Source organism: Pseudomonas sp. MF6755, assembly GCF_016405635.1.
Classification (GTDB): Bacteria; Pseudomonadota; Gammaproteobacteria; order Pseudomonadales; family Pseudomonadaceae; genus Aquipseudomonas; species Aquipseudomonas haemolytica.
Genome location: NZ_JAEKDA010000015.1, coordinates 16,547 through 40,420, shown reverse-complemented (window position 1 = coordinate 40,420; position 23,874 = coordinate 16,547). Strand labels below are relative to the sequence as shown.

Sequence of the window (23,874 nt, the reverse complement as noted above, 5' to 3'; positions counted from 1 at the left end):
GGAAAGCACGGACCGCACAATGCGCCGCACTGCTGGGCAGTATACTGCGCACACCCACCTATTGAGCAATATAGTGCACAAAGAAAATCCGCAACGGGCTTCGGTCCTGCAGCACGTCAGCCAGAACGTCCGTCGCCTGCGTCACGCCGCCGACCTGAGCCAGACCGCGCTCTCGGAAAAGTCCGGGGTCAGCCGGCGCATGCTGGTGGCGATTGAGGCGGGGGAGAAGAACGTCAGTTTGTCCACTCTAGACCGTGTGGCCGAAGCGTTGGAGGTGGCGTTCAGCGACCTGATCCAGGCGCCAGATGCGCCTGACCACAGCCGCATCAATGAGCTGGCCTGGGCCGGTGATGTTCCCGGTAGTAAGGCGGTGTTGCTGGCCAAAGCCAACGCCCGGCGCGAAGTGGAACTGTGGGAGATGCGCCTGGAACCCGGTGATCGCTACAGCCCCGAGCCGGATCCGGACGGTTGGAGCGTGCAACTGTTTGTGTATGAAGGTGCACTGACCCTGGTTCTGGACGGCGAAGAGAAAACCGTCGCCGCCGGTGAGTTCTATATGTTCGCCAGCCGCCAATCCCACGGCTATCGCAATGATGGCGACGTGGCGGTGTGCTTCGTGCGTACGGTGGTGATCTAGACAGTGAGGGCCAACCTGCATGAGTGAATCCACGCGCAACGCCGATGTCCTGATCATCGGCGGCGGCCTGAGCGGCACGATGCTGGCGGTTCAACTGCTGCGTTTGCCAGGCGCACGGCGCATCCTGGTGATCGAGCCGCGTGCTGAACTGGGGCGGGGTGAGGCTTATAGCGCCGTCGAGCTGGGCCACACCTTGAACGGCAACGCGGCGCGCATGAGTGTCGACCCTGACAATGCCGACGACCTGACCCAATGGCTCACCGACTACATCGGCGCCGGTGGTTGGCCAGAGTCGGACCAACAGCATGTGCCCATCAGTGAACTATTCCCGCCACGGGGGATTTTTGGTTTGTATGCCCAGCAGCGCTTGGCGCAGGCCAAGGCGCTGTCCACGTCGACCGTCGAGCATATCCGCGCCGAAGCAGTCGACCTGCAAGTCGATGCCACCTCCGCGCTGTTGACCCTTGATAAGGGTGAGCAACTGCGTGGCACCTGCGCGGTATTGGCCACCGGCATGTTCCCGGCAGCGCGCACACCGCAAACCGAATCCACCGGCTTGAACGCCGCAGCGCTGGACCCGTGGGACGTGCAAGCGATGACCCAGCTCGACGCGCATTCAACGGTGCTGATCATCGGCTCCGGGCTGACCATGGTCGATGCCGTAGTCTCCCTGGAACAGGTCGGGCATCGCGGGCCCATCGAGGTTTTTTCGCGCCACGGCCTGTTGCCCCATGTGCGCCGGCAACCGCCGAGTTGGGAAGACTTCCTGGCCGCAAACCACCGCCTGCGTAGCCCACGGCAATTGCTGCGTGAGGTGCGGCGCCAATGCCGGCTAGCGCTTGAGCAGGGCATCGACTGGCAAGCGCCGCTGGACACGGTGCGCAGTCATATCGCGCGTTTATGGAGCCAGGCCAGTGAGGCACACAAACGCCAATTCGTGCGGCATGTACGGCCGTGGTGGGAAAGCCATCACCACCGTTCACCGCCGTTGAGCGCGCAGTTGGTGGCGCGGTTGCAGAGAGAAGGGCGGTTGCGGATTCGCGCAGCGTCGTTCAAAGGCTTGGTGCCGTCGGATGATGGAGTTGCCATTGCGGTGCGCCTTCGTGGCGAGCAAGGGCTCACCCATATTTCGGGCGCGGCGCTGATCAACTCCAGCGGCATCGAATACGACTGGCGCCGCGTGGCCCGGCCGTTGCCGCAGCAACTGCTCAAGCGTGGGTTGATCCAGCCCGGGCCGTTGGCGTTGGGGATTGCGGCGGATGCGTGCGGTGCGGTGCTGAATGCCCACGGCCAGGTCAGCCCGCGACTGTTTGCCATGGGGCCGCCGTTGCGCGGGATGTGGTGGGAGAGCACGGCGGTGACAGATGTGGCGCTCCAGGCCAAGGCGCTGGCCGCCAAGCTGACACAGAACTGAATGTGGGAGGGGGCTTGCTCCCGATGAGGGCGTGTCAGTAGATACATTCGTGGCTGATGCACCGCTATCGGGAGCAAGCCCCCTCCCACATGTTGATCTGCGGTTAGCTGGAGGTTTTCACAAAGCCTGGCTCGAGTCCGAATACCTCAACGCCCTGGGGCGTCGATTGCCCGGTAGTGACCTTTACTCGCTCCACCGGCTTGTCCATCGCCGCCCGATACTCCACCGTCATATCCGGCTGGATCGCCTGGCTGGGAATCACGATCGCCTGGTCATTGTTATAGGTGACGATGGTCAATCGCGCGCTCATGCCCAGGCGCACCCGCTGCAACTGCTGCGGCGTCAGCCTGGGGATCGACAAGGTCACCGGAAACTGCGCGCTGCCCTGGCTGTCGCTGGCGATGGCCAAGCCACTGACCACACTGACCGAGCCCGTCAGCCGTTCGCCATCAAACCCATCGCCCATCACTTCTACCGCCTGGCCCTGATGTAACTGGTTGATATCCAACTCTGAGACCTTGGCGACGATTTTCAGCCGTTCGATATTGGCCAGCCCGAACAGCACCTGGCCCTGGCTGACCTTGCTGCCGGCCTGTACCGGCGCATTGCTGTTGCCGCCACTTTGGGCGGAGCTGGTGCTGCCGGGTGCAGGCACCACGATGCCTGAGAAGGGTGCCTTGACCTCTTTGCCTTCGAGCAGTTTTTGCAAGGCTTCGTACTTCACCGTGGCATTGGTCAATTCCATCTCGGCGATCTGTCGGTATTCGCCCTTGCCTTGGTCCTGGGCCTGTTGCAGCTCACTGCGTGCCGCCACCAGGTCCAGTTGCTGCTGCTGGGTTTGCTGCTTGAGATCGTCCAGTTCGTTGCGCGGAATGATGCCGCGTTTGAACAGGTTTTCGCTTTCTGTGAGTTTGCGCTGGGTGTTGCCAGCGGTCATTTCAGCAGTGCGCAAGCTGCGGCGGGCGCGGCTGACGGCGGGGCTGCTGTCCCAGTCCTGCATTTCCTGCACGGTGCGCCGGGCCTTGAGTTGGGCAGAGAGGGCATCGCGCAGTTGCACTTCAAGAGTGGCCGGGTCCATGCGCAACAGCACCTGGCCGGCCTCGACTCGCTGGCCTTGTTCGACCAGGTTGGCCAGCACGTTGCCGTCAAACGGTGCGGTCAGCGTGACAGTGGTGTCGGGCTCGATCTTGCCCACCAGGCCGATCTGGTGCACCAGCGGGTCAGGCTTCACCGCCAGCCACTGCTCGGCCGTGCCCGCCTGTTCGGCGCCGCTGCGTTGGCTGAGCAGGCCGATGGCCGCACCGGCCAACAGCAGGATCAAGGCAACGGCGAGCAGGCGTTTTTTATTAGTAGTCATTGAGGGCGATTTCCCAACTTTCCAGCGTCATGCCCAGGGTCAGATCGAGCTGGGTCTGGGCGTTCAAATAAGCGATCAGCGCATTGAGCTGGGCATTTTCGGCGTTGCGCAGGTCGGTCTCGAAGCTCAAGACCTGGAAGTTGGTGGAACGCCCGGCACTGAGTTTTTCCCGCTCGATCTCGATCTTGCGCCGCGACAACTCCACGGCGCGCTTGGAAATTTCATATTGGCGCCAACGCGTGCCAAGGTCACGCACCACATTGTTGACGTTACGTTCCAGCTCCTGGCGAGCGTCGGTAATGCGGATTTCCTGGTCCTCCACATTCACCCGCGCACGCACTTCGGCCTGGCGAGTGCTGATATCGCCGATGGGGATCTGCACCTGCACGCCAGCGTAGCTGTCCCAGGTGCGGTTGTTGTTGTGGCCGTTGTCGTTGTCGGTGGCAGCGCGCACCTGATTGGCGCCGGCGACCAAGTCCACCTGCCAGCGCCCGGAGTCCTTGGCGATCACCAGGTTGAGGTCGGCCTGCTGGCTGCCCAGCAGCGCGGCGAGGTATTCCGGTTGCTGGTTCTGCGCCAGGTTGAAGGCTTGGCGTTTGTCGATCTCCATGGGGTTGGCTTCCAGGGCCTCGGTGGCGCGCACCGGCGTCGACAGGTCCAGGGCCAGCAGGCGCAGCAAGGCCAGGCGGCTGGTGTCCAGTTGGTTCTGGGCTTCTTCCACGCCCAGTTGCTGGGTAGCGATGTCGGCTTCGGTCTGCACGATCTCGAACTCAGCCATGCGCCCGGCGCTGATCAGCGCCTTGTTCACGTCCAGCAGTGTATTGGAGCGCTTGAGCGCTTCCTGCACGATCACCAGTTGCTCCTGGGCGCGCAGCAATTGGCGGTAGGTGGCGATGATCTGGCTGATGGTCTGTGCCACGGTGGCCTTGAGGTTCAAGCGATTGGCCTGCTCGGCCAGGCGCGACAGGCGTAGCGGTGCGGTGGTGGCGTCCCAGCCGGCCCCGCGCATCAGCGGTTGGATGATCGCCAGGTCAAGGCCGTCGCTGCGGTAGCGGCCGGCCCGGTTGGCAGTGTTCAATTGCTGGGTCCAGGCCATGCTCAAGCGCGTGCCGTATTCGCCGAGCAGGCTGCTGGTCGGCGCCACGTTGGCGTTGCGCGCATTGTCCTGGGAACCCCGGGTGGTGCGGTAATAACTGTTGAGGGTGAGCTTGGGGTTGAACACATCTTCGGCAACGCGCAGGTCGAACTTCTGCGCCACCCGTTGCAGGTAAGCGCTGCGGATCGCCGGGTTGTTGCGCAGGCCCAGGTACACGGCGTCGCCCAGGGTCATGGTAGTTGCCTGGGCATTCAGTGACACGCCGCGCTCGTAGCCGCTGCGGGTGGTACTCGGCGCTTGCGGGTTGACCACCACGTCTGCGGCCATGCACGGCAGGCAGATCAGCATAAGGAGCAGCAGGCATTTATTCATCGCGCAGGGCCTCAACCGGCTGCAACCGCGAGGCCGACACTGCCGGGTAAATGCCAAAGAACAAACCGACCAGCAACGTACTGCCAACCCCCAAGGGCAGGGCGGCGACCGCCAGGGCAAATGCCCAGCCTGACAGCCATGCATACAGCCATGCGGCGGTCATGCCCAGTACTGCGCCGCACAGCGCACCCACGGCGGTGAGCGTGACGGCTTCGAGCAGGAACAGGTTGCGGATATCCCGCTGGCGCGCGCCCAAGGCCATGCGGATGCCGATCTCGCGACGGCGTTCCGAGACGTTCATCAACATCACGTTCATCACCCCGACGCCGCCGCCGACCAGGGAGATCGCGCCGAGCGCCAGCAGCAGGTAGGCGAAGGTACGACTCTGGCGGGTCATGCCATCGATCATTTGCTGGGGCACGGTGATGTTGACGTCGTGGTCGCTGAGTTGCGGTTGCAGCGCGGCGGCGGCGTCGCGGGCGATACGCTCCATGTCCTGCCCCGGTGCTGCGCGGATGATCACGTTGCTGATCTGCGGGCTGGCATAGATGCGGCGCATGCCCTCGGCCGGGATAAACAACGATTCGTTGGCCTGCACCGGCATCAGCATGGCCCGGGGTTGGTCATGCAGGATGCCCACGATCAGAAACAGGTAGTCGTTGATGCGCACACGGTCGCCCAGTTTCAGCGGGTCGCCCGGTGCGCCGAGGGCCTGGGCGAGTTGGTCACCAATTACCCCGTAGGTTTCGTTGGCGTCGAACGTTGACAGGAAACGTCCCTCGCGCACGATCAGGCGCATGGCCGCGTGGATCTGCGGCGTGCTGCCGACAAAGTTGGCATTGGTGGTACGCCCATGGAACACGATGGGCCCGCTGAACAGGCTGAGCGCGCCGATATCGGCGATGCCCGGCACCGCCAGGCGCACGGCGTCAAGGTCGAGCCGGGCGTGCATGGGCACGCTGCTGCTGCCCTTGGGCGGGAACTGGGCGATGAGGGTATCGGTGCCCATGTCCTTGAAAATCATCGCCGCATCTACCGCCGCGTTGTGGCCGATATTGATCAGCGCGACCACCGAGGAGCTGCCGATCACGATGCCCAGCAGTGCCAGGATCGAACGTTTGCCCAGGGTGCGCAGGCTGATAAACGCTTCATGCAGCAGTTGGCTGAGGCTCTGCTCGACCCGCAGGCTCATAGGCGCCCGGCCTCATGCACCACGCCATTGCGCACCAGGATCTTGCGCTTCAGGCGCTCGGCAATGTGGGCATCGTGGGTGACGATGATCAGCGTGACCTGCTGCTCGCGGTTGAGGGCCAGCAGCAGGTCCATGATCTCCTGGGCGGTGGTGCTGTCAAGGTTGCCGGTGGGTTCGTCGGCCAGGATTACCGAAGGCTTGCCGACCAAGGCGCGGGCAATGGCGACGCGCTGGCGCTGACCGCCGGAGAGGTCAGCAGGGCGATGGTGGGCGCGATCGGCCAGGCCGACTTGCTCGAGCATGCATTGTGCGTGTTCCACCGATTCATGCCGCGACATACCGCGATAACTCAAGGGCAGCGCGACATTGTCCTGGGCACTCAGGCGTGGCAGCAGGTTGAAGCTCTGGAATACGAAACCGATCTGCTGGTTGCGAATCGCTGCCAGTTCATCGGGGGTTGCACTGAAAATATCGTGGCCGGCAAAGTGGTACTGGCCGCAGTTGGGCAAATCCAGCAGGCCGAGGATATTCAACAGGGTGCTTTTGCCGGAGCCGGAAGCGCCGAGAATGCCGCAGCTGTCACCGCGGGCGATGGACAGGCACACGTCATTGAGAATGCTCAGCTCTTGCCCGGCGAGCTGATAACGCTTGCCGATGCCTTGCAGGGAGATCAAGCCTGGGTGCGTGGGGGTGTCTGTCATCATGACTACGCCTGCAGTCTCGACGGTACCGCCATGCCCCTGAAAATCTTTGTAACAAGTTCGGGAGCTGCCTGTACGCGTCACGGACTGGTTTTATTTCTTGTTTTTAAAATATTGTTTGAATAGTACCTGCGTTCAATCTGCTTCGCCAGCCATGGATTTAGAGCGGTTTTACCCTTTGAAACGATTTTCCGAACGCAGGTTTCGGACGGGTAAAAATGCTTTCGATAGACGTCGATGGCCCGGTTATACAGGCTTTTAGTGATATGGAGGAGTGTCACCACTTGCTTTCGACGGGCCGCACCGGTATAAAAAATCAAATTATTTTTTAAAACATTATTTCCGCCGTGGAACCCATATGGTCGCGAAGAAACTCAGCGCTCCAAACGTTACCAAGACTCGACTGCTGGATGCGACAGAGGCTCTCTTCATCAAGTACGGCTATGACGCCGTATTGCTACGGCAGATTACCGAACGTGCCCAGGTCAACCTGGCGGCGGTGAACTATCACTTCGGGGACAAGGATTCCCTGATGAAAACCCTGCTGATGCAACGCCTGGAGCCGCTCAACGAGCAGCGCCTGGAGTTGCTCGCCCGTTGTGAGGCCGAATCCGACGGCCCGCTGGATTGCGATACCTTGCTCGGCGTGCTGTTTGCCCCGGCCATGGGCCTGGAACGCAGCGACCCGGCCAGTGGGGAAGGGCGCTCGTTCATTCGCTTCCTCGGCCGGGTCTACAGCGACACCTCGCCGTTTATCCAGGAATACCTCAAGGTGCATTACCAGCCGGTGTTCCAGCGTTTCTTTGAAGCCTTCGCCCTGGCCTTGCCGGATCTACCGCGCAATGAACTGGGCGTGCGCCTGCAATTTGCCCTCAAGGCGATTTCCGGGGTGATGGCCGGCACCGAACTGCGCCTGCTGATGAACTCCATGAGCCTGGGCCGCCCGGCCACGGACGCCGAGGTGATGGCCAAGTTGATCACGTTGGTGTCGGCGGCGATTCGCGTGCCGCAGCAAAGCCCGGAAGCGGAAACCGCGTTGGCCAGGGTGTTGGATACCCAACGGGCGATTCGCGAACAGGCCACGCGCTGAAGCCAAGCCCTTGTAGGAGCGAGCTTGCTCGCACAAAACGTCAACGATAACGCGGGCATTTTGGTTCACCGCGGTGTGATTGCGTTCTTCGCGAGCAAGCTCGCTCCTACAAAGGCGGGGCTTTGCCTTTGTCAAAACGCACACAAAAAAAAGCCCGCTGGGGCGGCGGGCTTGATGTGCAACGTTTGTAACGGATGAGGCTTCACCCTACGTCCCAGGATGTGAATAAAACGTGAAAAATATGTAAGAAGAAGTGTGAATGTGCGGCGGTTGTATTCACGGCAATTTTGCTTGATGCGTTACCACTCGTCGCCACTGTCAATTTTCACAGCTAGACGCACCCTCTCAGACAGCTGTTTGACCTACCTGGCCCCCCACGCACCCAGCCACCCTGCGTTTCTTCCGCCAGGAGAGTACTCCATGTCTGACTATCCTCTTAATCCCGACAGTGATCGGGTCCCCGCTTCTGATAACGCTGCATTTCCCGTCGCCTGCACACCAAAGCGAGGGCGGTCTTCCCTTGCGGTTACGCCACGCGCTGAGGACCTGGATCATCCTTACTCCGCATATCCTGCGATTCTTCTGCTTACCGTCTACCCTGAAGCTGCGGTCTACGGCCTGGGCATCCGGCATGTGCGCCCCTATGCGCTGTTCGTGTTTGAACGATGGCTGAATATAAACAGCTACGATTATTTTGCCTTTTACCTTAACGACCTCGTGTACTCGGCAGCCGACGATCTTGTCGAGGACCCCAGCCTTGATCGCCAGACCCTGGCGATTCCCGAAGAGTTTTTTGCAGAGCTTTTGCATGGAGATCCTGAAAATCCTAAAGAGATAGTGCAAAGCTATGGCCGAGTACTGCGGGCAGGGACCCTTACCGAAAGCACCTCCCCCCCTCAACCCATTCTGATCAAGATCACTCGCCCGGGTGGCACCGATACCGACCCGGGCAGCCCGTGGCATACCGGGTTGGTCATGCATGTCGACGGGTTCCCCGAAGGCGCGAGCATCGGCGCGGGTGATGTCGTAAGCGGCTTGTGGTGCATCGTTGAATCGTATGAAGACATCCGCCAGAACGATGTGATCGAGCTGTCCTGGGACGGTATTTTTGTCCTGCATACAGTGAGCCCCGCTGAAGCGGCGGGAGGGGCGCCGATCCGGGTCTTTGTAAGTAAGTCGATCATTGATCAGGGCGGGCAACTGGGCACCTTGACCCTGCGCTTTCGCGTGCGGGATGTGGTCGAGAATTTTTCCGGCGAAAAGTATCAGTATTCCAAACCCTATTTTCTCGAAGCCGAGCTGGATCCCAGCCTGCTGGGAGCGCCGATTTTCCTCGTGGACGGCGACGAGCTTCTTCATCCTCGACAGATCGACTTCGACACCCAAAGTGACTCGACCTTCGAAATCCTCATCCTGACCGACCGCCAGTTTCCCACGCCTAACCCCCGGCATCAGGTCACCGCTCTATTGCTCTGCATGCTGGACGACGGGACCATCCTGCCTATCGAGTTAGGGCCTGTGACCGACAATAACTTGGGTTTTACTCTTATTCCTGTCGACGCTGAGATTATTGAGCAAGTGATCGGTGGCTCTTTTCGGGTTGAATTCCTTTGGGAAACTGCTGGCGGTGAGTACCTGGGGGAATCTGGCAGCATCACGATCACGGTCGTCGGTACCAAGGTGTCAATGCCGGCCCCCAGCGTCAGCCCTATCGAATTGGGTTTGATTCCGGCCGGCGAGCCCATCACGGGCACCATTCCTCATTACGAACCCCACAATCCAGGCGTGTGGGAAACGCTGTATATCATCCACATTCCGCCGGGCGGGGGGAGCGCGATCATCCATAGCCAGTCACAACTGGCGGGCTCACAAGGCGGCACCTACACCGTTAGCGCTGCCGAGATGGAACAGTTCAACGGGCGGGGTGATATCCAGATTTACTACGAAACCAACGATGGTGCCGTCCATATCCTGGGAGGCGGTGCATTGGCGATTCGTCAATCGGCGATGCTGGGCGCGCAAGTCGGTGAGCGCGAGGCTGACATGCCGGCGCCACGGTTGCAGGGTGCTATCGGTAACAACGTCGACCCTGCCGACGTGCCGGGCAGCGACGTATTGATCACCTTTCCCTACCTGTTGACTCAGAACGGTGACAAGCTTCACTGGACGTGCATCGGCTCGGGCCTTGGCGGTTCCATCAGCGGCACGATCGACATCAACGGCGTGACCGCAGGCAAGGAACTGCCCTATCCGGTCACCCGCGATATTCTGGATAAAAACAACAACGGCAGCCTGCGCATCTCCTATAGCCTGGAACGAGCGGGCCCACCGCGGGTGGTGCTGCGCTCGGAAGTGCTGGCGCTCACCGTGGGCAAGGGCGTGCAGTTGGACCGGCCGATCATCGAGGGGGCCTCGATCTCTCCCGATGAACTCAACCCGTTGGCGGCCGTGAATGGCACACGCGTGAGAGTGAAGTTTCGGCCGATGCTGGCCACCGATTGGATTACCGTCGATTGGCTCACTGTCGATGGTCACGGTAGCGTCGAGAAAAGAGTCTACGGCGACCCAACGACCAACGAAGTCAGTGTGTTGATCGACCCTCGCACCATCGCTCAAGGGATTCGTGACGGCGGCAATACCATTAATGTGCAATATCACTTCCATCGTGGCACGTTCCCGTATGAGTCCCTGATAGTCCCCCTGCGGCTGCTGCCGCTGACGGGGTTGCCGACGCCGACCATCGAAGGCTTCAGCGGACCGATTCTGGAGGTGTCGCGACTCAGCCCGCTCGCGCGTACCTATATCCCGGTGTAGAGCTTTATCCATGCCGCCCAGTTGATATGGATGACGTACGAAAGTGGCGGCGTGGTTATCGAAGAAACCTACACCGCCAACGAGGTCACGGCCGAGGGCGAGCGCAATGGGATCAACCCACCCACGCCCGTGGATAAGATCAAGCTGCTTGAGGACGGCGCAGACTTGACGATCAAGTTCTGGGCCAGCCTGGCGGAAACGCCGGACCAGAGAGACTCCGTGCTGTTTGGTGTGCGTCATTACACCATCCAGGCCCTGCCAGGAGTTTTGCCGCATCCGTTTATCAATGGCACCACCGATACCGGGCCGAATGTGACGGTGGACCCGCTAGGGATTGAGCACAATACGACGGTGACCGCTCGCTATGCCGGTATGAGTGGTCGAGATAAGATCACGCTTGAATGGTTTTTTGCAGACGGCACCCATCATTCAGTCACCCTGGATGGATTGGATGGCGGTGAGGTGGTGTTCAACCTCACTGCGGATAAAGTCTTGCATCGCAGCGTGAACAGCACGGTGTGCTTGAAGTATTCGGTAGTGCGCGATGGCGCGGGAGACCCTATTCCGTCGCAGGTGCAGACGGTGAGGGTCAATACGATTCCTGCTGCCAGTTTGCCGCAGCCACGGATCAACAACATTGCTTCTGGCGGTACGCTGGATGTCAACAATTTCGCGGGTAACGCCACGGCTGCAGTGCCCAAATGGTCGTTGAGTCACCCAGGGCAAAGGGTCTGGCTGATTTGCAGCAGTGCAGGCGTAACCCCGCTAACTGTTCTCAATGGTGTGGCAATCACCGCAACAGAGTCTCTTAATGGGCTTGCAAACAAGGCAGTACTGCGTAGTTGGCTGAAGCGCATAACTAATGGCAGACAAATAACGATAACCTGTGAGGTAACGTTTGACGGCAGTAATGATAAGTTAAAAGCTGTTATTTTTAAAAGTGCTCAATATATCAAGACAGACCCTTGGACAGATGCCGGCCATTACTTTAACACTGGAAATTTAGGCGGATGGACTTTAGGAAGAGGCGGTCTGGGCGCTACGTTTGGTGTCCTTGGTTTGTTTGTGGATACTCCCCATCCCTCTAATGCTGGCGCAGTGATCTCAAGGACATTTAACTTTAATAGAGTGCATCGCTATAGCATCAGTTATTACATCGGGAGCGTTAGTCCGCCCGGTGGTGTCCCGCCCATCACGGCTGTTCTCGTGGGCTCGCAGGTTGCTATACCGAAATTTACAGTTCCAAATTCCGGCTATATTGAAGGCCAACAAAATTTGTCCTTCATACCGGCGGCTAACGGGCCGGCTTCCGTTGTGCTTCATAACTATCAAGATCTAGGGGGCGGTTCAGGCTCTCAAGGGGGCAATGACTTTCACGTCTACTACATAGGCGTATATCGCCTCGATTAAATGAAAAATGAGAGTAAGAAGTAACGCGCAATGAAAAGGGGTGGATCTATTTTATTTATGGGTCAGTCCTAACTAAAAGCGGAACAGATCTATTCAAGATAGATCTGTTCCGTTTTTGCTGTGATATCAAATCTTCCAGCGCGCCGAACTTCTGAAGAGCCGCTCGCGCATCCCATCAATATTCGCGGCCAGTTGCAGCGTCAACAGCCGGTAGCCGTCCAGCCCGTTGTGTACCGGGGCCTCCAGCAACGTGACGTTCGGTGTGACACTACCCGATCGCTCCAACCGCTCCGTCACCCCCGACTTCAACGCCCGCGCCATCCCCACCAACTGCACCCGAATCTGCCGATGCTCGGCCTTCAACATCACTTGCATGCGTGCCGTCGCCTGTTCATCGCGTGGGTCTGGCCGTGTATTGCCGAGAATCTCCAGGGTGCTGATGCACATGCGCAAATGACGCTGGATCGCGTCCAGTTCGGTCATGGAAATACGCACTTCCTTGGACACCGACGGCATCAATGAACGCAGTTGCACCATCGCCGCGTTCAAGCGGTTGAGCAGCTTGAGGTGTTCATCGTCGGTCACCGATTGGCCATTGATGATCCGGCTGTAAATTTGCGCGCAATCGCGTAACGCGCTGGCCAGGTTGTAGCGCCACGAGTACACGGCGTACAGCGGCAGGGCGAAGGAAAACGCCAAGGCCAGCACGATGCCGATCAGGATGTCGACGGTGCGCCACAGGCCATCCGAGATCGGGTTGTCCCCGTGGCCGGCGACGATGAATACCGTGATGGCCGACAGCAGCGCGATGTAACCGCCTTTGCCGATGGCGTGATAGGAAAAGAACCCGCACACCACCGACATCAACAGGTAGGTCAACAGCGGCAGGCCAAAGTAAGCCTGTTGCACCACCAGCAGCAAACCGACGCTGGCACCGATCAAGGTGCCGTAGGCGCGCTCCACGGCTTTCTTGCCGATATTGCCATGGTGCTGCAACCCGCCGATCACGATCAGCATGGTCACTGACGCCCATTCCCCGTGTGGCAGATTGAGGCCGGTGGTGAGCAGGATAGTCGCCAGCAAACCCACAGACACGCGCGCGGCGTGGATCAGCTTGGCGTGGCGAAAGCGGCGGTACGGGTCGAGCAGGGGGCGCAGCAGGCGCCGGGCAAAAAAGGGCAGATTCATCGGTACTAAAGGGGCCTCGTTCATCAGGGCAAACCGGGTCGAATGTGGGAGGGGTTTTCCCCTCCCACAGTTTGAACCGAGGTGGACTTAGAAAATGTAGTCGGTGGTCAGGAAGCTCGAGTCACGGTTGCGCAGGATATCGCTGACCAACGCCTTGTTGCTCTCCTGGAACTTGGTCGCGACCAAGGTGCGGATCGAAAACACACGCAAGGCGTCATGCACCGACAACGTGCCCTCGGCCGAGTTCTTGCGGCCGTTGAACGGAAAGGTGTCCGGCCCGCGCTGGCACTGCGCGTTGATATTGATGCGGCCGACCTGGTTGGCGAAGGTGTCTACCAGGCGCCCGACCTCGACGGGGTTGGTACCGAAAATGCTCAACTGCTGGCCGAAGTCCGAGTCCAGCACGTAGTCGATCACGGTCTCCAGGTCGCGGTAGGGCACGATCGGCACCACCGGGCCGAATTGCTCTTCGTGGTACACGCGCATCTGTGGGTTCACCGGGTACAGCACCGCCGGGTAGAAGAATGAACCACGGCTACTGCCACCTTCGGCATTCACAACCTTGGCGCCATGTCGGGCCGCATCGGCCACCAGTTCGTTGAGGTAATCCACTTTGCCCACTTCCGGCAGTGGCGTCAGTGCTACGCCGTCGTCCCAAGGCATACCGGGCTTGAGCGTGGCCAGCTTGGCGTTGAATTTCTCGATAAAGCGCTCGACCACGTCTTCATGCACAAACAGGATTTTCAACGCGGTGCAACGCTGGCCGTTGAACGACAGCGAGCCGGTGACCGCTTCGCTCACGGCATTATCCAGGTCCACTTCGGGCAGCACGATCCCTGGGTTTTTTGCATCCAGCCCCAGCGCTGCGCGCAAACGGTGTGGCTTGGGGTGCAGCTTTTTCAAATCACTGGCGGCCTTGTTGGTGCCGATAAACGCAAAGATATCGATCTTGCCGCTGGCCATCAGCGCGCTCACGGTTTCGCGGCCGCTGCCATAGATCACGTTGATCACCCCGGCCGGGAAGCTGTCGCGGAATGCCTCCAGCAATGGGCGGATCAACAGCACACCGAGCTTGGCCGGCTTGAACACCACGGTATTGCCCATGATCAATGCCGGGATCAGCGTGGTGAAGGTCTCGTTCAATGGGTAGTTGTAAGGCCCCATACACAATGCCACGCCCAGGGGCACGCGGCGGATTTGCCCGAGTGTGTCCTGTTCCAGCTCGAAGCGGCTGCTGCGGCGATCGAGTTCCTTGAGGGCATTGATGGTGTCGGTGATGTAGTCACAGGTGCGGTCGAATTCTTTCTGCGAGTCCTTGAGGTTTTTACCGATTTCCCACATCAGCAGCTTCACCACCGCGTCGCGCTGTTCGCGCATACGCCGCAAGAATGCTTCGACATGCTGGATACGCTCGGCCACGCGCATCGTCGGCCATTCACCCTGGCCACGGTCATAAGCGCGTACGGCAGCATCGAGGGCGGTGAGGGCGGTGTCGGCATCCAGCAGCGGTGTGCTGCCGATATGCACACGTTCATCCCCCAGTTGCACGGGGCTTTGCACCCGGGCGAGCGCCCCGTTCCACACCTGCAACTGGCCGTCGACCAGGTAATCACGCTGTTCAATGGGTGCCGTCAGGCGAAATTGCTCAGGAATCTGGGCGACGGAGGTGGGAAACAGCTCGGCGAGCAGGTTGCTGGTGGTCATGTCGCTACCCCTGGAATAGTTGCAAAACATGACTAGAGAGTCACCCAACTAGCGGCGCTAAGGCAAGGCTTGCGCGCATTCTTGTTCGCAGTATCGCGTGCGCCGGGTAAACTGCGCGGCTTTTCAGAAGGAGTTCACATGAGTCAGTACCAGCCGGGCATCCTTGCCGCACCGGTGCCTTTGCAGGCCCGCCATCTGTTTTTCGCCATTGAATCCCTGCAAGCTGTGCCGGCTGCGCTCGATGCGCTGGTGCAGTCGACGGACGCGACGGCCGTGGTCGGTTTCGGTGAGCCGCTGGTAAAGGCGCTGGGTGCTGAGATTGAAGGGTTGCGGGCATTTCCCGCTGTCAGCGGCCCGGGTGCGCACAATCCGTCGACTCAACAGGCGCTGTGGGTCTGGCTACACGGGGTGGACCGTGGCGAGTTACTGCTGCGCAGCCGCGCGCTTGAAAAAGTCCTGGCCCCGGGTTTTCGCCTGGTGCAATCGACCGAAGGCTTCCGCTACAAGACCGGTTTTGACCTGACCGATTACGAAGACGGCACCGAAAACCCCCACGACGATGCCGCCGTGGAAGCCGCCTTGACCGACAGCGGCGCCAGCTTTGCCGCGATCCAGCAATGGCAGCACGACCTTGACGGCTTCGCCGCGCTGCCTGCCCAGGAGCGTGACCACATCATCGGCCGCCGCCATGGCGACAACGAAGAACTCGACGACGCCCCCGAGTCCGCGCATACCAAGCGCACAGCCCAGGAAAGCTTCACCCCGGAGGCCTTCGTGGTGCGCCGCTCCATGCCCTGGGCCGAGAATGGCCAGGCGGGGTTGATGTTCCTCGCGTTTGGCCATTCCTTCGATGCATTTGAAGCGCAGTTGCGCCGTATGAGCGGGTTGGAGGATGGCATTGTCGATGGCTTGTACCGCATCAGCACGCCGTTGACTGGTGGTTACTACTGGTGCCCGCCGGTCAAAGATGGGCATCTGGATCTGGGCCAGGTGTTTAAAACTCCACAGCTTTAAAACTGTGGATAGGGCGCTTGCAGGGCGAACATGAAAGATTCGACAGCCAGTCAACCTGGCACTGAAAAAAACGGCGCCTGCCCGTAATCTAAGCGTCTTTACTGCCTGTGTGGATTATCCATGTCTTCTGTTGCCGATGGGTTGCCCCTCAATAAACGCCTGCCGGCCGTGGTCGCGCTGTCCCTGGGGATCGGCATGGCGACCCTGGACACTGCCATCGTCAACACCGCGTTGCCGACGTTGGCCGAAGGCATTGGCACCGATTCGGCTTCGGTGATCTGGGTGGTCAATGCCTATCAACTGGCGATTATCGCCACGGTGCTGCCATTCGCGTCGTTGAGCGATGTGTGGGGGCATCGGCGGGTCTACCTTGGCGGGTTGCTGCTGTTTATCGTCTCGTCACTGTTCTGCGGGTTGGCCGGTTCGCTATTGACCCTCACCGCCGCACGGGTGGCGCAGGGCCTGGGGGCGGCGGCGGTGATGAGTGTCAACACCGCGCTGCTGCGGCATATCTACCCGGTGAAGATGCTTGGGCGTGGCCTGGGCTATAACTCGCTGGTGGTGGGGCTGGCGTTCACCCTGGGGCCCACCGTCGCCTCGGCGATTTTGTCGGTGGCGACCTGGCATTGGCTGTACCTGATCAACGTACCGCTGGGGCTGTTGGCCCTGGGCCTGGGCCTGCGTTCGTTACCGACCTTGCCGATCACCGGTCACGCCTTCGACCGCCTGGCGGCGCTGCTGTGTGCCGGCTTGTTCGCCTTGCTGGTGTTGGGGCTGGGCGCTGCCGTGCATGAGGCGCAAGGGGCACTGACGATGGGGCTGGTGGCGGTGGCGTTGGTATGTGGCGTGTTGCTGCTGCGGCATGAGGCGGGGCACCCGGCGCCGATGCTGGCGGTGGATTTGTTCAAGCGCCCGGTGTTTGCCTTGTCATCCCTGACGGCGATCTGTGCGTTCAGCGCCCAGGGCCTGGCCTTTGTGTCGCTGCCGTTTCTGTTACAGGCGGTGCTCGGCCATAGCCAGGTGGAAACCGGTTTTTTGATGACGCCCTGGCCTGCGGTGGTGGCGGTGATGGCGCTGGTGGCGGGGCGCTTGGCCGACCGCGTGTCCCTGGGCCTGCTGTGCGGCATCGGCTTGTTGATGCTCAGTGTGGGCATGGCCACATTGGCGAGCTTGGGCAGTGGCGCCTCAGCCTTTGATATCGGCTGGCGCATGGCGTTATGCGGTGCCGGGTTCGGGTTCTTCCAGTCGCCCAACCTCAAGGCCTTGATGACCAGCGCGCCCCTTGCGCGCAGCGGTGGTGCCAGTGGCATCGTGGCGATTTCGCGCTTGCTGGGGCAGACGCTGGGGGCGTCGTTGGTGGCTTTGTGTTTTCACCTGTCCCTGGGCAGCGGTCCGCAATATGCGCTGTGGCTGGGGTGTGGCTTTGCCTTGGTGGGCGCGGTGGCCAGCGGCCTGCGTCTATTGCCTTATCAACACGAGGCTTAGGCCTTGTAAAACTCGCAGCGAGAAGGCTAGTGTGGCGGTCTGAATATTTCTGAATGTTTCAGCTTTATGCCCAGCCTGGCCCAACGCACTGCCGATATCAATTCCCGCCGCGCTGCTTTGACCCTTGGTTTTTGCCTGCCCAGCGACGTATTGCTTTACCTGCTGCTGCCGATGGAGTCCGCGGCGTTTGGTATCACCCTGGCCCAGGCCGGTGTGTTATTGGCCGCCAACCGCCTGGTACGGATCTTCGGCTACCGGCACGTACTGAACTTCTATGCGCGCAACGGCGACCGCCTGACCTGCATGCTCGCCGCCGGTGCCGCAGCGGTGTGCGCGTTGGGTAACTCGATGCTGTCCGGTTTTGCCGCGCTGCTGGGTTTGCGGTTGGTCTGGGGCCTGTGTTTTGCCGCGTTGAACCTCTCGACCCAGGTACTGGCGACGTCCGAGCCGCAAGGCGCCGCCCGCAGGGCAGGGCGTTCGCGGGCGTTGATCGCCTTCGGGCCGATGCTGGCCTTGCCGTTGGGCGGGCTGCTGACCTTATGGGCGGGGCCGCGCCCGATCTTCCTGATTCTCGCCGCTTGCTGCCTGGTGGGGCTGTGGCTCGCCCGCGGCTTGCCCACCAGCGGCCATGATTTGCACAGCACTCCGGGGCGCCGCTTCAAGTGGCCGGACAGCGTGGCGCTATGGTCGTTTATCGAAGGCGTTGCACTGGACGGCTTGTTTATCTTTGGCCTGTCAATTCAGGCGCAGAAGATCATGGGCGGTGATGCGGTGCTGATCGCCGGTGGCTTGATGGGCCTGCGTTACCTGTCGGAATTGCTGCTGAGCCCGTTGGGCGGGCGCGCGGCCCAGCGTTTTGGCGCCACGTCGATGTTGCTGCTGTTTTCGTTCCTGAGCGCCTTGGCTCTGGTGGCGTTCGGCAGTCATTGGGTGATCGCCGGCGCGGCGGCCGTACTGGTACTGCGGGCCCTGCAATTGCCCCTAGTGACCACGCTGGTGGCCGAGCGCAACCCGGGCGCCATGCGCGTGTCGGCATTGGCGTCCAACGCTGTATGGCGCGATATCGGCGCCGGCCTTGGGCCGCTGCTGGCGGGCCTGTTGCTGCCAGTGGCGGCGGCGCCGTGGGTGTTCGGCCTGGCGGGCGCGGCGATCGCCGTGAGCGCGATATTCTGCTGGCGAGCCAAGGTTGCCCACTGACGCAGGCCTGCTGTCTTACGCGCCTTTCAGGCTTTCCAGCCAAGCGGGATCGAGTCGGGGTTGGTCCGTGTCGATGCCCAAAGCCTCCATCTTTGCCTTGTGGGCCTCGATCTCGCCGACCAGTTGCGCCTGGGCGCTGGAGTTGGCGTCCAGCTCATGCATTTGCGTCAGCCCCAGGTGGTAGAAGCGCAACAGCTTGATGGCGACCGGGTCGTTGGCCTGTACCCGCTCCCGGACCTTGTGCATCACATTGGTCACGCTCATCAGGCTGCGCTTGAGCCGCCAGCCGTACACTGCCGGCGCAAGCCAGGGCTGGGTCCAGAAGGGGCCACGCACCAGTGCGACAGTGATCAACACCCCGGCAAATACACCGCCGACATTGAAGCGAAAGTTGTCACCGCCGGGTTCACCGAACAGCATCACCGCCAGGCTCGACAGCAGCATGGCCAGGGCCAGGAACAGCACGGCGACGATCAGCGTGCTGCGGCGGGTCTGTTGACGGTAGGTGACGGGGTCGCAGGGTTTGAGCTCGAACATCCGGGGCAGGTCTCCAGAAAGGGAGCCCATCTTCTCATGGTTGCAGCAATCAAGTTGAACGATGGCTGCGGGCGGTTTCTCTAAACCTGTGAAGCCCCCATGAGGTAAGCCGTCATGTCTGAACACAAGCAGCCACCACCTGGTACACCTGATCCGAACCGCACACCCGGTGAAGAAGAGCGCGACAACGATGCGTCGCGCCCCAATGACCCGAAAGAGCGTAGTTCGGAGCACGATGTCGAGCGCGTCGAAGAAGACCTGGAAAACCTCCACGACAAAGCGCGCCCGCTTTAACAGGAGAATGCAATGAACAAGCGTACCGATGGCCCTCATTCCAACGAACATGCCAGCGGCAAGGATGAGCTGGGCTTCGACCCGGACTCGCCGGATGTGGCAGACCCGCAGGTCGATCCGACAGGTCCCGCTATCGCGCCGTTGGACAAAGAGAATAAGAATGAGGCGAAAAAAAAGCCGCCCTACGATCCGTTGGGCGACTTGAAAAAGTGAACCGAGCCCCGCCATGTGCGGGGCTTTGTTTATTTGGGCGGGGTCCAACTGACATCGGTGATGCCATATTTTTCCGCCCAGGGCCGGGTGGTTTTTTTCACCTGCTCGTGACCCACACGACCGATTCGGCTGACATGGGCAATGTCGGCATCAACGGCCGCCCAATGCCAGGCCTCGGCGTTGTTCATCACTTCGGCGCGCACCACGAAAGACTTGGGTTTACCGTGTAGCTGGTAGTGGATGGTGTAGATTTTTGCGGTACTCATGTTGCCTCCCTGTCTTGTTATAGATGGATAGGCTGACGTTGAAAAAGGTTCATTCAAAATGACAACTTACGCAGGGGCGCGGCATAGTGACGCGCTTGCCCTGCGCCCGAGGATCGCGCCATGCCCACACTTACCGACCGCCGCCTGTACCTGCAACGTCTGGGGTACGACTCGCCACCGGCGCCGACCCTGCAAACCCTGCGCGACTTGCAGTTGCGCCATGTCTGCACCTTTGCCTTTGAAAGCCTGTCGACCCTGATGCATGCACCGGTGCCGATCGACTTGCCCAGCGTCGAGCGAAAGGTGCTGCACGAAGGGCGCGGCGGGTACTGCTACGAGTTGAACCAGTTGTTCCTGGCTCTGTTGCAGGAACTGGGTTTCGACGCCCGCGGCATCACTGGGCGCGTGGTGATCGGCGGGCCACCCGACGCACACACCGGGCGCACCCACCGCCTGAGCCTGGTGACCCTGGACGGTGTGCGCTACATCACCGACGTCGGCTTTGGCGGCATGGTGCCTAGCAGCCCGTTGCAACTGGACACCGACGCCCCACAAGCCACTGCCCACGAGCCCTATCGCCTGAGCTTCAATCAAGGCAGCTACACGCTATGGGCTCAGGTCGGTGAAGAGTGGCGTGGCTTGTATGTGTTCGACTTGCAAACCCAGGCAGACATCGACTACGAAATCGGCAACTGGTACGTCTCCACGCACCCGGGTTCGCCGTTCGTGGGGCAATTGAAAGCTGCACTGCTGGCACCCGGTAAACGCCATACCTTGGCCAACGCCCACTATGCGCTCCATTGCCTGGATCGGCCCAGTGAAAAACGCACGCTAGAGAGTGCCGAGCAATTGCTTGCGTTATTGCGCGACACGTTCGGTATTCGCCTGCCCGAGCAGCCGCAATTTTATGAGGCCGTTGAGCGCCTGGTACGGGCCAATCCTGAAGAATATTGATTTAGAGCCTTCGCTGAACCGTTTTTTCTCCAGATCGGGGCAAATTAATTCGAACCTTTGGCGCAAGCCGGGGTTCGAACCGATTCCTGAATACTTTGCCCACCTGAAAATGGAGATGTAAAACGATGTCCAAACTATTCGGAAAATTCCTCAAGCATTCCTCGCTGCTGGCCCTGGTGACTGCGCCTGGCGTGGTATTCGCAGCGCCGTCCACCGACCCGATTTCCACCTTCGGGATCCTCGGCAGCTATAACGACTTCAAGCTTGAAGGCGGCAGCTCCAGCGACAAGGACCACATGCCTGAAGCAGGCCTGTTCTATAACTTCGGTAACAAGCTCACCGCTGAGTCTGGCTTTATCTACCAGGCCGGTATCGAAGCCAAGTACGGCGAAAAGAGTGATAACAAACTCAAGGAAGGCCAGGCTGACCTCGACCTCGGCTGGCGTGCCGCGCTGGATGCGCGCAACTTTGTCGACGTGATCGTCGGCGGTGGCTACAGCTGGACGCGCTACGAGCCGGATACCAATGGCTATGACGTGAAACTCACCAACAAGTCGCCGTTCGCCAAAGCGGCCCTGGGTTACAACCACCAGTTCGATGACATGACCCTGCGTGTTGAAGCCGGTGCCCGTCACACCATTGATGGCCGCGCCAAGCTCAAGGTGGACGGTGTTGGCAGCGACACCGTGGACCTCAAGGACCGCACCAACCCTTACGCTGAAGTCAGCCTGCTGATGAACCAGAAGGGCGACCTACCGGTCATGGCGGGCCTGTACTACACCCGCACCGAGTACAAGCTCGACGGCGATTCCTATGTAGCCGACAACACCAAGCTCAAGCGTGACGAGTACGGTTTCAAGGTGGGTATCGCGTTCTGACGCTGTTGTGCTGCAAAAAACGCCCCGAATTCTCGGGGCGTTTTTTGGGTGCGCCAGGCATGGCGCTTTGCGCGCAAGCCTACTCGATCTTGGACTTGATTAGGTAACTTAAAGTAGTAGGAGATTCACCGGATGATCGTTTGATTTGGCACTAACTGACAGGTGTGCGCGCTTGTTTTTTGTACAAATATAGATAGACCGCAATTGATACTGATGCCGTTAAAAAAGCCATGCATGCAGCCACAACAAAAGGTGCCGGGCGACCGCCTGCGATTATTAGCATTGTCCCTAAAGAAGGTCCAATTATAACGCATAGCATTTGGATGCTTCTGAAGGACATGGATACTCTTCCGATACTATCAGAAGGGCATAATTGTTGAAGTATTATATTGGACGATATGATTAATATCTCATAACTGAAACCATTCACAAACCAAGCCAGCGGATAGAGATAGGCTCTTCCAGGTATTTGGAAAAATACTAAAATTGCGGTCAGGATTAATGCTGCAGAAAAAATAAATAATGCATGTGATCGAAGCAGGATCTCATCGATATTGCTCAATTTGAACTTCACCAACAGTGCGGCACATATCGCGCCTCCGGCGGTTGCGGAAACGATTACTGAAAAATTAACTGGAGGTAAACCTTCGTAGGCTAGAAAGGACGCCAAATGCGGGTCGTAAAGTCCTAAAGCCAGCGATGTCAGTAGGGAGTATAAAAAGCCTATGCGTAGTTGAAAGGGCAAGGCATTGAAAATAGAAAGTCCTCTTGTTATGTCGCGATAGAGTGGAAGGGTTTTCGTAGAGGAGTCATTAGTTTGCGTTCGGAATCCCAGGCAAATAGACCTTAGGAGTGGAAAGGTTAATGCAATGGCGGCAGCCGACAAAAAGAATAAATCCTTAGGTGATAATACTGTCGTTAATACGCCTGCAAGTAATGGCGCAAAAATTTTGGAGGATTGATCAAATACACTGACGTGACTGAAAAAGGATTTGCGCTCTTCGGCAAGTATCAGTTGTCGAACCATGATGGTTATCGAAGGGAAGTAAAATAAGTTTGACACGCCTTTGAATAAAATGAAAAACAAAAAACTCTGAAGGTCTGGAGACACTGCTAGTGCTACAGTAGATAGTGTACGCAGTAAGGCACCAAATAATAGTGTTTTCCTTACGTCATGTCGATCTATCAGCGTTCCAACGATAGGGCCAAGAAACAACATTGGGGCACCCAGGCAAAAAGCCAGGAACGCTATCGATGAAGGAGAGGCATGCCATAGATAAACGGGAACCGTGAAGATCAAAAAAATATCAAGCCATAGTGAGAGACTGGATAGCGCTTGCACGTAAATAAGCTTACTTGACGTTTTCATCATGCCGATCTGAATTGAGAAAAAATTTGTCTTCAAATACGAAGCCGTCGAGTTCATGTTCATTGGCGAATTGATACAGGTCGCTCAACCTATTTATAAAGCTGCGACCATTGAAGTTTAGGGAGGTGTTGCAAAGTACGCCGACTCCTGAAATATCACGATAGGCGCTCAGTAGCTGATGCATACGAAGATTCTGCGATTTATTGCCTGATTGAGGGCGCGCTGAGTTATCAACATGCGTCACCGCTGGGATTCTAGATGAAATAACTTTGCGAAATTCCAGCATGAAGGGGGAGGGGGTAGACGGGCGGAAGTATTCAGCCATACATTCTTCTAAGCATATCGGCGCAATAGGTCGAAACCCTTCGCGCTTCTTGATTTTGTTCAATCTAATGAGGTTATCTCTAGGGTAGGGCGCCGCTAAATTACTCGTTTCATATAGAGTCCCTCAGGGTTATTGCCTTCGCAGATTTACGATGCGCTTAAACCGTATGAGGGTCTATTGTAATTGTCAATTTTAATTTATTGAGTTGTATTTTTTTCAGTTGAGTCTTCGTGTATTTTTCCAGGCATTTATAGGATCGGTCTGATTGGCATTTCCTACATTTCGCTCCATCGTTGACTTCTAAAAGTATTGATTCATATACAAGACTGTAATATCCAGTTGCATATAAGACGACGATTCCGTTGTC

The 23,874-nt window shown here is 59.0% G+C and carries 21 protein-coding genes and 1 pseudogene; 12 read left to right on the top strand and 10 right to left on the bottom strand.

What is annotated here, in order from left to right; translation table 11 throughout:
* The first annotated feature begins 73 nt into the window (after positions 1–73).
* Together JFT66_RS20145 and JFT66_RS20140 are read left to right on the top strand one after the other, a co-directional pair.
* Positions 74–637 carry a helix-turn-helix domain-containing protein gene (locus tag JFT66_RS20145; RefSeq protein WP_034120286.1) on the top strand — a complete coding sequence of 188 codons (564 nt, stop codon included), beginning with the start codon at positions 74–76 and terminating at the stop codon, positions 635–637.
* Positions 638–656: 19 nt separating this feature from the next.
* Entirely contained in the window at positions 657–2,051 is a 1,395-nt protein-coding gene (locus JFT66_RS20140; protein ID WP_198859957.1) for an FAD/NAD(P)-binding protein, read from the top strand.
* Positions 2,052–2,154: 103 nt separating this feature from the next.
* Here the strand turns inward: JFT66_RS20140 and JFT66_RS20135 are convergent, their stop codons facing one another.
* The 4 genes from JFT66_RS20135 to JFT66_RS20120 are packed head-to-tail and all read right to left on the bottom strand — an operon-like array spanning position 2,155 to position 6,772.
* Positions 2,155–3,408, bottom strand: coding sequence for an efflux RND transporter periplasmic adaptor subunit (locus tag JFT66_RS20135; protein ID WP_198859956.1), 1,254 nt, complete (start codon positions 3,406–3,408; stop codon positions 2,155–2,157).
* Positions 3,398–4,876, bottom strand: coding sequence for a TolC family protein (locus JFT66_RS20130; RefSeq protein ID WP_153839285.1), 1,479 nt, complete (start codon positions 4,874–4,876; stop codon positions 3,398–3,400). Before JFT66_RS20130 ends, JFT66_RS20135 begins: the two co-directional genes overlap by 11 nt.
* Entirely contained in the window at positions 4,869–6,068 is a 1,200-nt protein-coding gene (locus JFT66_RS20125; protein ID WP_153839286.1) for an ABC transporter permease, read from the bottom strand. Before JFT66_RS20125 ends, JFT66_RS20130 begins: the two co-directional genes overlap by 8 nt.
* Positions 6,065–6,772, bottom strand: a complete 708-nt coding sequence (locus tag JFT66_RS20120) for an ABC transporter ATP-binding protein (RefSeq protein ID WP_153839287.1) — start codon at positions 6,770–6,772, stop codon at positions 6,065–6,067. The genes JFT66_RS20125 and JFT66_RS20120 overlap by 4 nt, the downstream gene beginning before the upstream one ends.
* A gap of 355 nt (positions 6,773–7,127) precedes the next feature.
* On the opposite strand from JFT66_RS20120, the gene JFT66_RS20115 reads away from it, so the two are divergent.
* The 3 genes from JFT66_RS20115 to JFT66_RS29860 all read left to right on the top strand — a co-directional run bounded on the left by JFT66_RS20115 (position 7,128) and on the right by JFT66_RS29860 (position 12,083).
* The gene (locus tag JFT66_RS20115) at positions 7,128–7,859 is read left to right on the top strand and encodes a TetR/AcrR family transcriptional regulator (RefSeq protein WP_034120280.1); all 732 of its coding nucleotides are present in this window, start codon (positions 7,128–7,130) and stop codon (positions 7,857–7,859) included.
* A gap of 420 nt (positions 7,860–8,279) precedes the next feature.
* Positions 8,280–10,673, top strand: coding sequence for a hypothetical protein (locus tag JFT66_RS29865; protein WP_233097157.1), 2,394 nt, complete (start codon positions 8,280–8,282; stop codon positions 10,671–10,673).
* Between the two features lie 30 nt (positions 10,674–10,703).
* Complete coding sequence (locus JFT66_RS29860; protein ID WP_233097156.1) at positions 10,704–12,083, top strand: hypothetical protein; 1,380 nt, start codon at positions 10,704–10,706, stop codon at positions 12,081–12,083.
* A 126-nt stretch (positions 12,084–12,209) separates the two neighbouring features.
* Here JFT66_RS29860 and JFT66_RS20105 read toward each other — a convergent pair whose 3' ends face one another.
* Together JFT66_RS20105 and JFT66_RS20100 are read right to left on the bottom strand one after the other, a co-directional pair.
* Complete coding sequence (locus JFT66_RS20105; RefSeq protein ID WP_198859955.1) at positions 12,210–13,271, bottom strand: FUSC family protein; 1,062 nt, start codon at positions 13,269–13,271, stop codon at positions 12,210–12,212.
* Positions 13,272–13,358: 87 nt separating this feature from the next.
* Entirely contained in the window at positions 13,359–14,975 is a 1,617-nt protein-coding gene (locus tag JFT66_RS20100) for an NADP-dependent glyceraldehyde-3-phosphate dehydrogenase (RefSeq protein ID WP_034120277.1), read from the bottom strand.
* A 138-nt stretch (positions 14,976–15,113) separates the two neighbouring features.
* On the opposite strand from JFT66_RS20100, the gene JFT66_RS20095 reads away from it, so the two are divergent.
* From JFT66_RS20095 to JFT66_RS20085, 3 genes are all read left to right on the top strand, one after another.
* The gene (locus tag JFT66_RS20095; protein ID WP_153839290.1) at positions 15,114–15,989 is read left to right on the top strand and encodes a Dyp-type peroxidase; all 876 of its coding nucleotides are present in this window, start codon (positions 15,114–15,116) and stop codon (positions 15,987–15,989) included.
* A gap of 120 nt (positions 15,990–16,109) precedes the next feature.
* Positions 16,110–17,474, top strand: coding sequence for an MFS transporter (locus JFT66_RS20090; protein ID WP_198859954.1), 1,365 nt, complete (start codon positions 16,110–16,112; stop codon positions 17,472–17,474).
* A 66-nt stretch (positions 17,475–17,540) separates the two neighbouring features.
* Positions 17,541–18,671: an MFS transporter gene (locus tag JFT66_RS20085; RefSeq protein WP_153839292.1), complete on the top strand. Its 1,131-nt coding sequence runs from the start codon at positions 17,541–17,543 to the stop codon at positions 18,669–18,671.
* 15 nt (positions 18,672–18,686) lie between these two features.
* On the opposite strand, the gene JFT66_RS20080 is transcribed toward JFT66_RS20085, so the two are convergent.
* Positions 18,687–19,208 (bottom strand): DUF3087 family protein, encoded by a 522-nt coding sequence (locus JFT66_RS20080; RefSeq protein WP_034120272.1) that lies wholly within the window; start codon positions 19,206–19,208, stop codon positions 18,687–18,689.
* Positions 19,209–19,322: 114 nt separating this feature from the next.
* Here JFT66_RS20080 and JFT66_RS20075 point away from each other — a divergent pair, with 114 nt between their 5' ends.
* Positions 19,323–19,502 (top strand): hypothetical protein, encoded by a 180-nt coding sequence (locus tag JFT66_RS20075; RefSeq protein ID WP_153839293.1) that lies wholly within the window; start codon positions 19,323–19,325, stop codon positions 19,500–19,502.
* Positions 19,503–19,514: 12 nt separating this feature from the next.
* On the top strand, positions 19,515–19,715 hold the full coding sequence (locus JFT66_RS20070) for a DUF6021 family protein (protein WP_153839294.1): 201 nt from the start codon (positions 19,515–19,517) through the stop codon (positions 19,713–19,715).
* 29 nt (positions 19,716–19,744) lie between these two features.
* On the opposite strand, the gene JFT66_RS20065 is transcribed toward JFT66_RS20070, so the two are convergent.
* Positions 19,745–19,981, bottom strand: a complete 237-nt coding sequence (locus JFT66_RS20065; RefSeq protein WP_005789137.1) for a DUF6555 family protein — start codon at positions 19,979–19,981, stop codon at positions 19,745–19,747.
* A gap of 120 nt (positions 19,982–20,101) precedes the next feature.
* On the opposite strand from JFT66_RS20065, the gene JFT66_RS20060 reads away from it, so the two are divergent.
* Entirely contained in the window at positions 20,102–20,935 is an 834-nt protein-coding gene (locus JFT66_RS20060; protein ID WP_198859953.1) for an arylamine N-acetyltransferase family protein, read from the top strand.
* Positions 20,936–21,060: 125 nt separating this feature from the next.
* Positions 21,061–21,813 (top strand): outer membrane beta-barrel protein, encoded by a 753-nt coding sequence (locus tag JFT66_RS20055; RefSeq protein WP_198859952.1) that lies wholly within the window; start codon positions 21,061–21,063, stop codon positions 21,811–21,813.
* 151 nt (positions 21,814–21,964) lie between these two features.
* Here the strand turns inward: JFT66_RS20055 and JFT66_RS20050 are convergent, their stop codons facing one another.
* A complete protein-coding gene (locus JFT66_RS20050) occupies positions 21,965–23,182 on the bottom strand; it encodes an MFS transporter (RefSeq protein ID WP_233097155.1) in 1,218 nt (405 codons plus the stop codon).
* Positions 23,166–23,600, bottom strand: a pseudogene (locus JFT66_RS20045) (carbamoyltransferase C-terminal domain-containing protein); the annotation flags it as partial. The pseudogene JFT66_RS20045 and the gene JFT66_RS20050, both read right to left, overlap by 17 nt.
* Positions 23,601–23,874 lie beyond the last annotated feature (274 nt).

Coding starts and splice junctions, on each gene's coding strand:
- JFT66_RS20140 (WP_198859957.1), top strand. CDS start 657: ATGAGTGAATCCACGCGCAACGCCGATGTCCTGATCATCGGCGGCGGC.
- JFT66_RS20135 (WP_198859956.1), bottom strand. CDS start 3,408: ATGACTACTAATAAAAAACGCCTGCTCGCCGTTGCCTTGATCCTGCTG.
- JFT66_RS20130 (WP_153839285.1), bottom strand. CDS start 4,876: ATGAATAAATGCCTGCTGCTCCTTATGCTGATCTGCCTGCCGTGCATG.
- JFT66_RS20125 (WP_153839286.1), bottom strand. CDS start 6,068: ATGAGCCTGCGGGTCGAGCAGAGCCTCAGCCAACTGCTGCATGAAGCG.
- JFT66_RS20120 (WP_153839287.1), bottom strand. CDS start 6,772: ATGATGACAGACACCCCCACGCACCCAGGCTTGATCTCCCTGCAAGGC.
- JFT66_RS20115 (WP_034120280.1), top strand. CDS start 7,128: ATGGTCGCGAAGAAACTCAGCGCTCCAAACGTTACCAAGACTCGACTG.
- JFT66_RS29865 (WP_233097157.1), top strand. CDS start 8,280: ATGTCTGACTATCCTCTTAATCCCGACAGTGATCGGGTCCCCGCTTCT.
- JFT66_RS29860 (WP_233097156.1), top strand. CDS start 10,704: ATGACGTACGAAAGTGGCGGCGTGGTTATCGAAGAAACCTACACCGCC.
- JFT66_RS20105 (WP_198859955.1), bottom strand. CDS start 13,271: ATGAATCTGCCCTTTTTTGCCCGGCGCCTGCTGCGCCCCCTGCTCGAC.
- JFT66_RS20100 (WP_034120277.1), bottom strand. CDS start 14,975: ATGACCACCAGCAACCTGCTCGCCGAGCTGTTTCCCACCTCCGTCGCC.
- JFT66_RS20095 (WP_153839290.1), top strand. CDS start 15,114: ATGAGTCAGTACCAGCCGGGCATCCTTGCCGCACCGGTGCCTTTGCAG.
- JFT66_RS20090 (WP_198859954.1), top strand. CDS start 16,110: ATGTCTTCTGTTGCCGATGGGTTGCCCCTCAATAAACGCCTGCCGGCC.
- JFT66_RS20085 (WP_153839292.1), top strand. CDS start 17,541: ATGCCCAGCCTGGCCCAACGCACTGCCGATATCAATTCCCGCCGCGCT.
- JFT66_RS20080 (WP_034120272.1), bottom strand. CDS start 19,208: ATGTTCGAGCTCAAACCCTGCGACCCCGTCACCTACCGTCAACAGACC.
- JFT66_RS20075 (WP_153839293.1), top strand. CDS start 19,323: ATGTCTGAACACAAGCAGCCACCACCTGGTACACCTGATCCGAACCGC.
- JFT66_RS20070 (WP_153839294.1), top strand. CDS start 19,515: ATGAACAAGCGTACCGATGGCCCTCATTCCAACGAACATGCCAGCGGC.
- JFT66_RS20065 (WP_005789137.1), bottom strand. CDS start 19,981: ATGAGTACCGCAAAAATCTACACCATCCACTACCAGCTACACGGTAAA.
- JFT66_RS20060 (WP_198859953.1), top strand. CDS start 20,102: ATGCCCACACTTACCGACCGCCGCCTGTACCTGCAACGTCTGGGGTAC.
- JFT66_RS20055 (WP_198859952.1), top strand. CDS start 21,061: ATGTCCAAACTATTCGGAAAATTCCTCAAGCATTCCTCGCTGCTGGCC.
- JFT66_RS20050 (WP_233097155.1), bottom strand. CDS start 23,182: ATGAAAACGTCAAGTAAGCTTATTTACGTGCAAGCGCTATCCAGTCTC.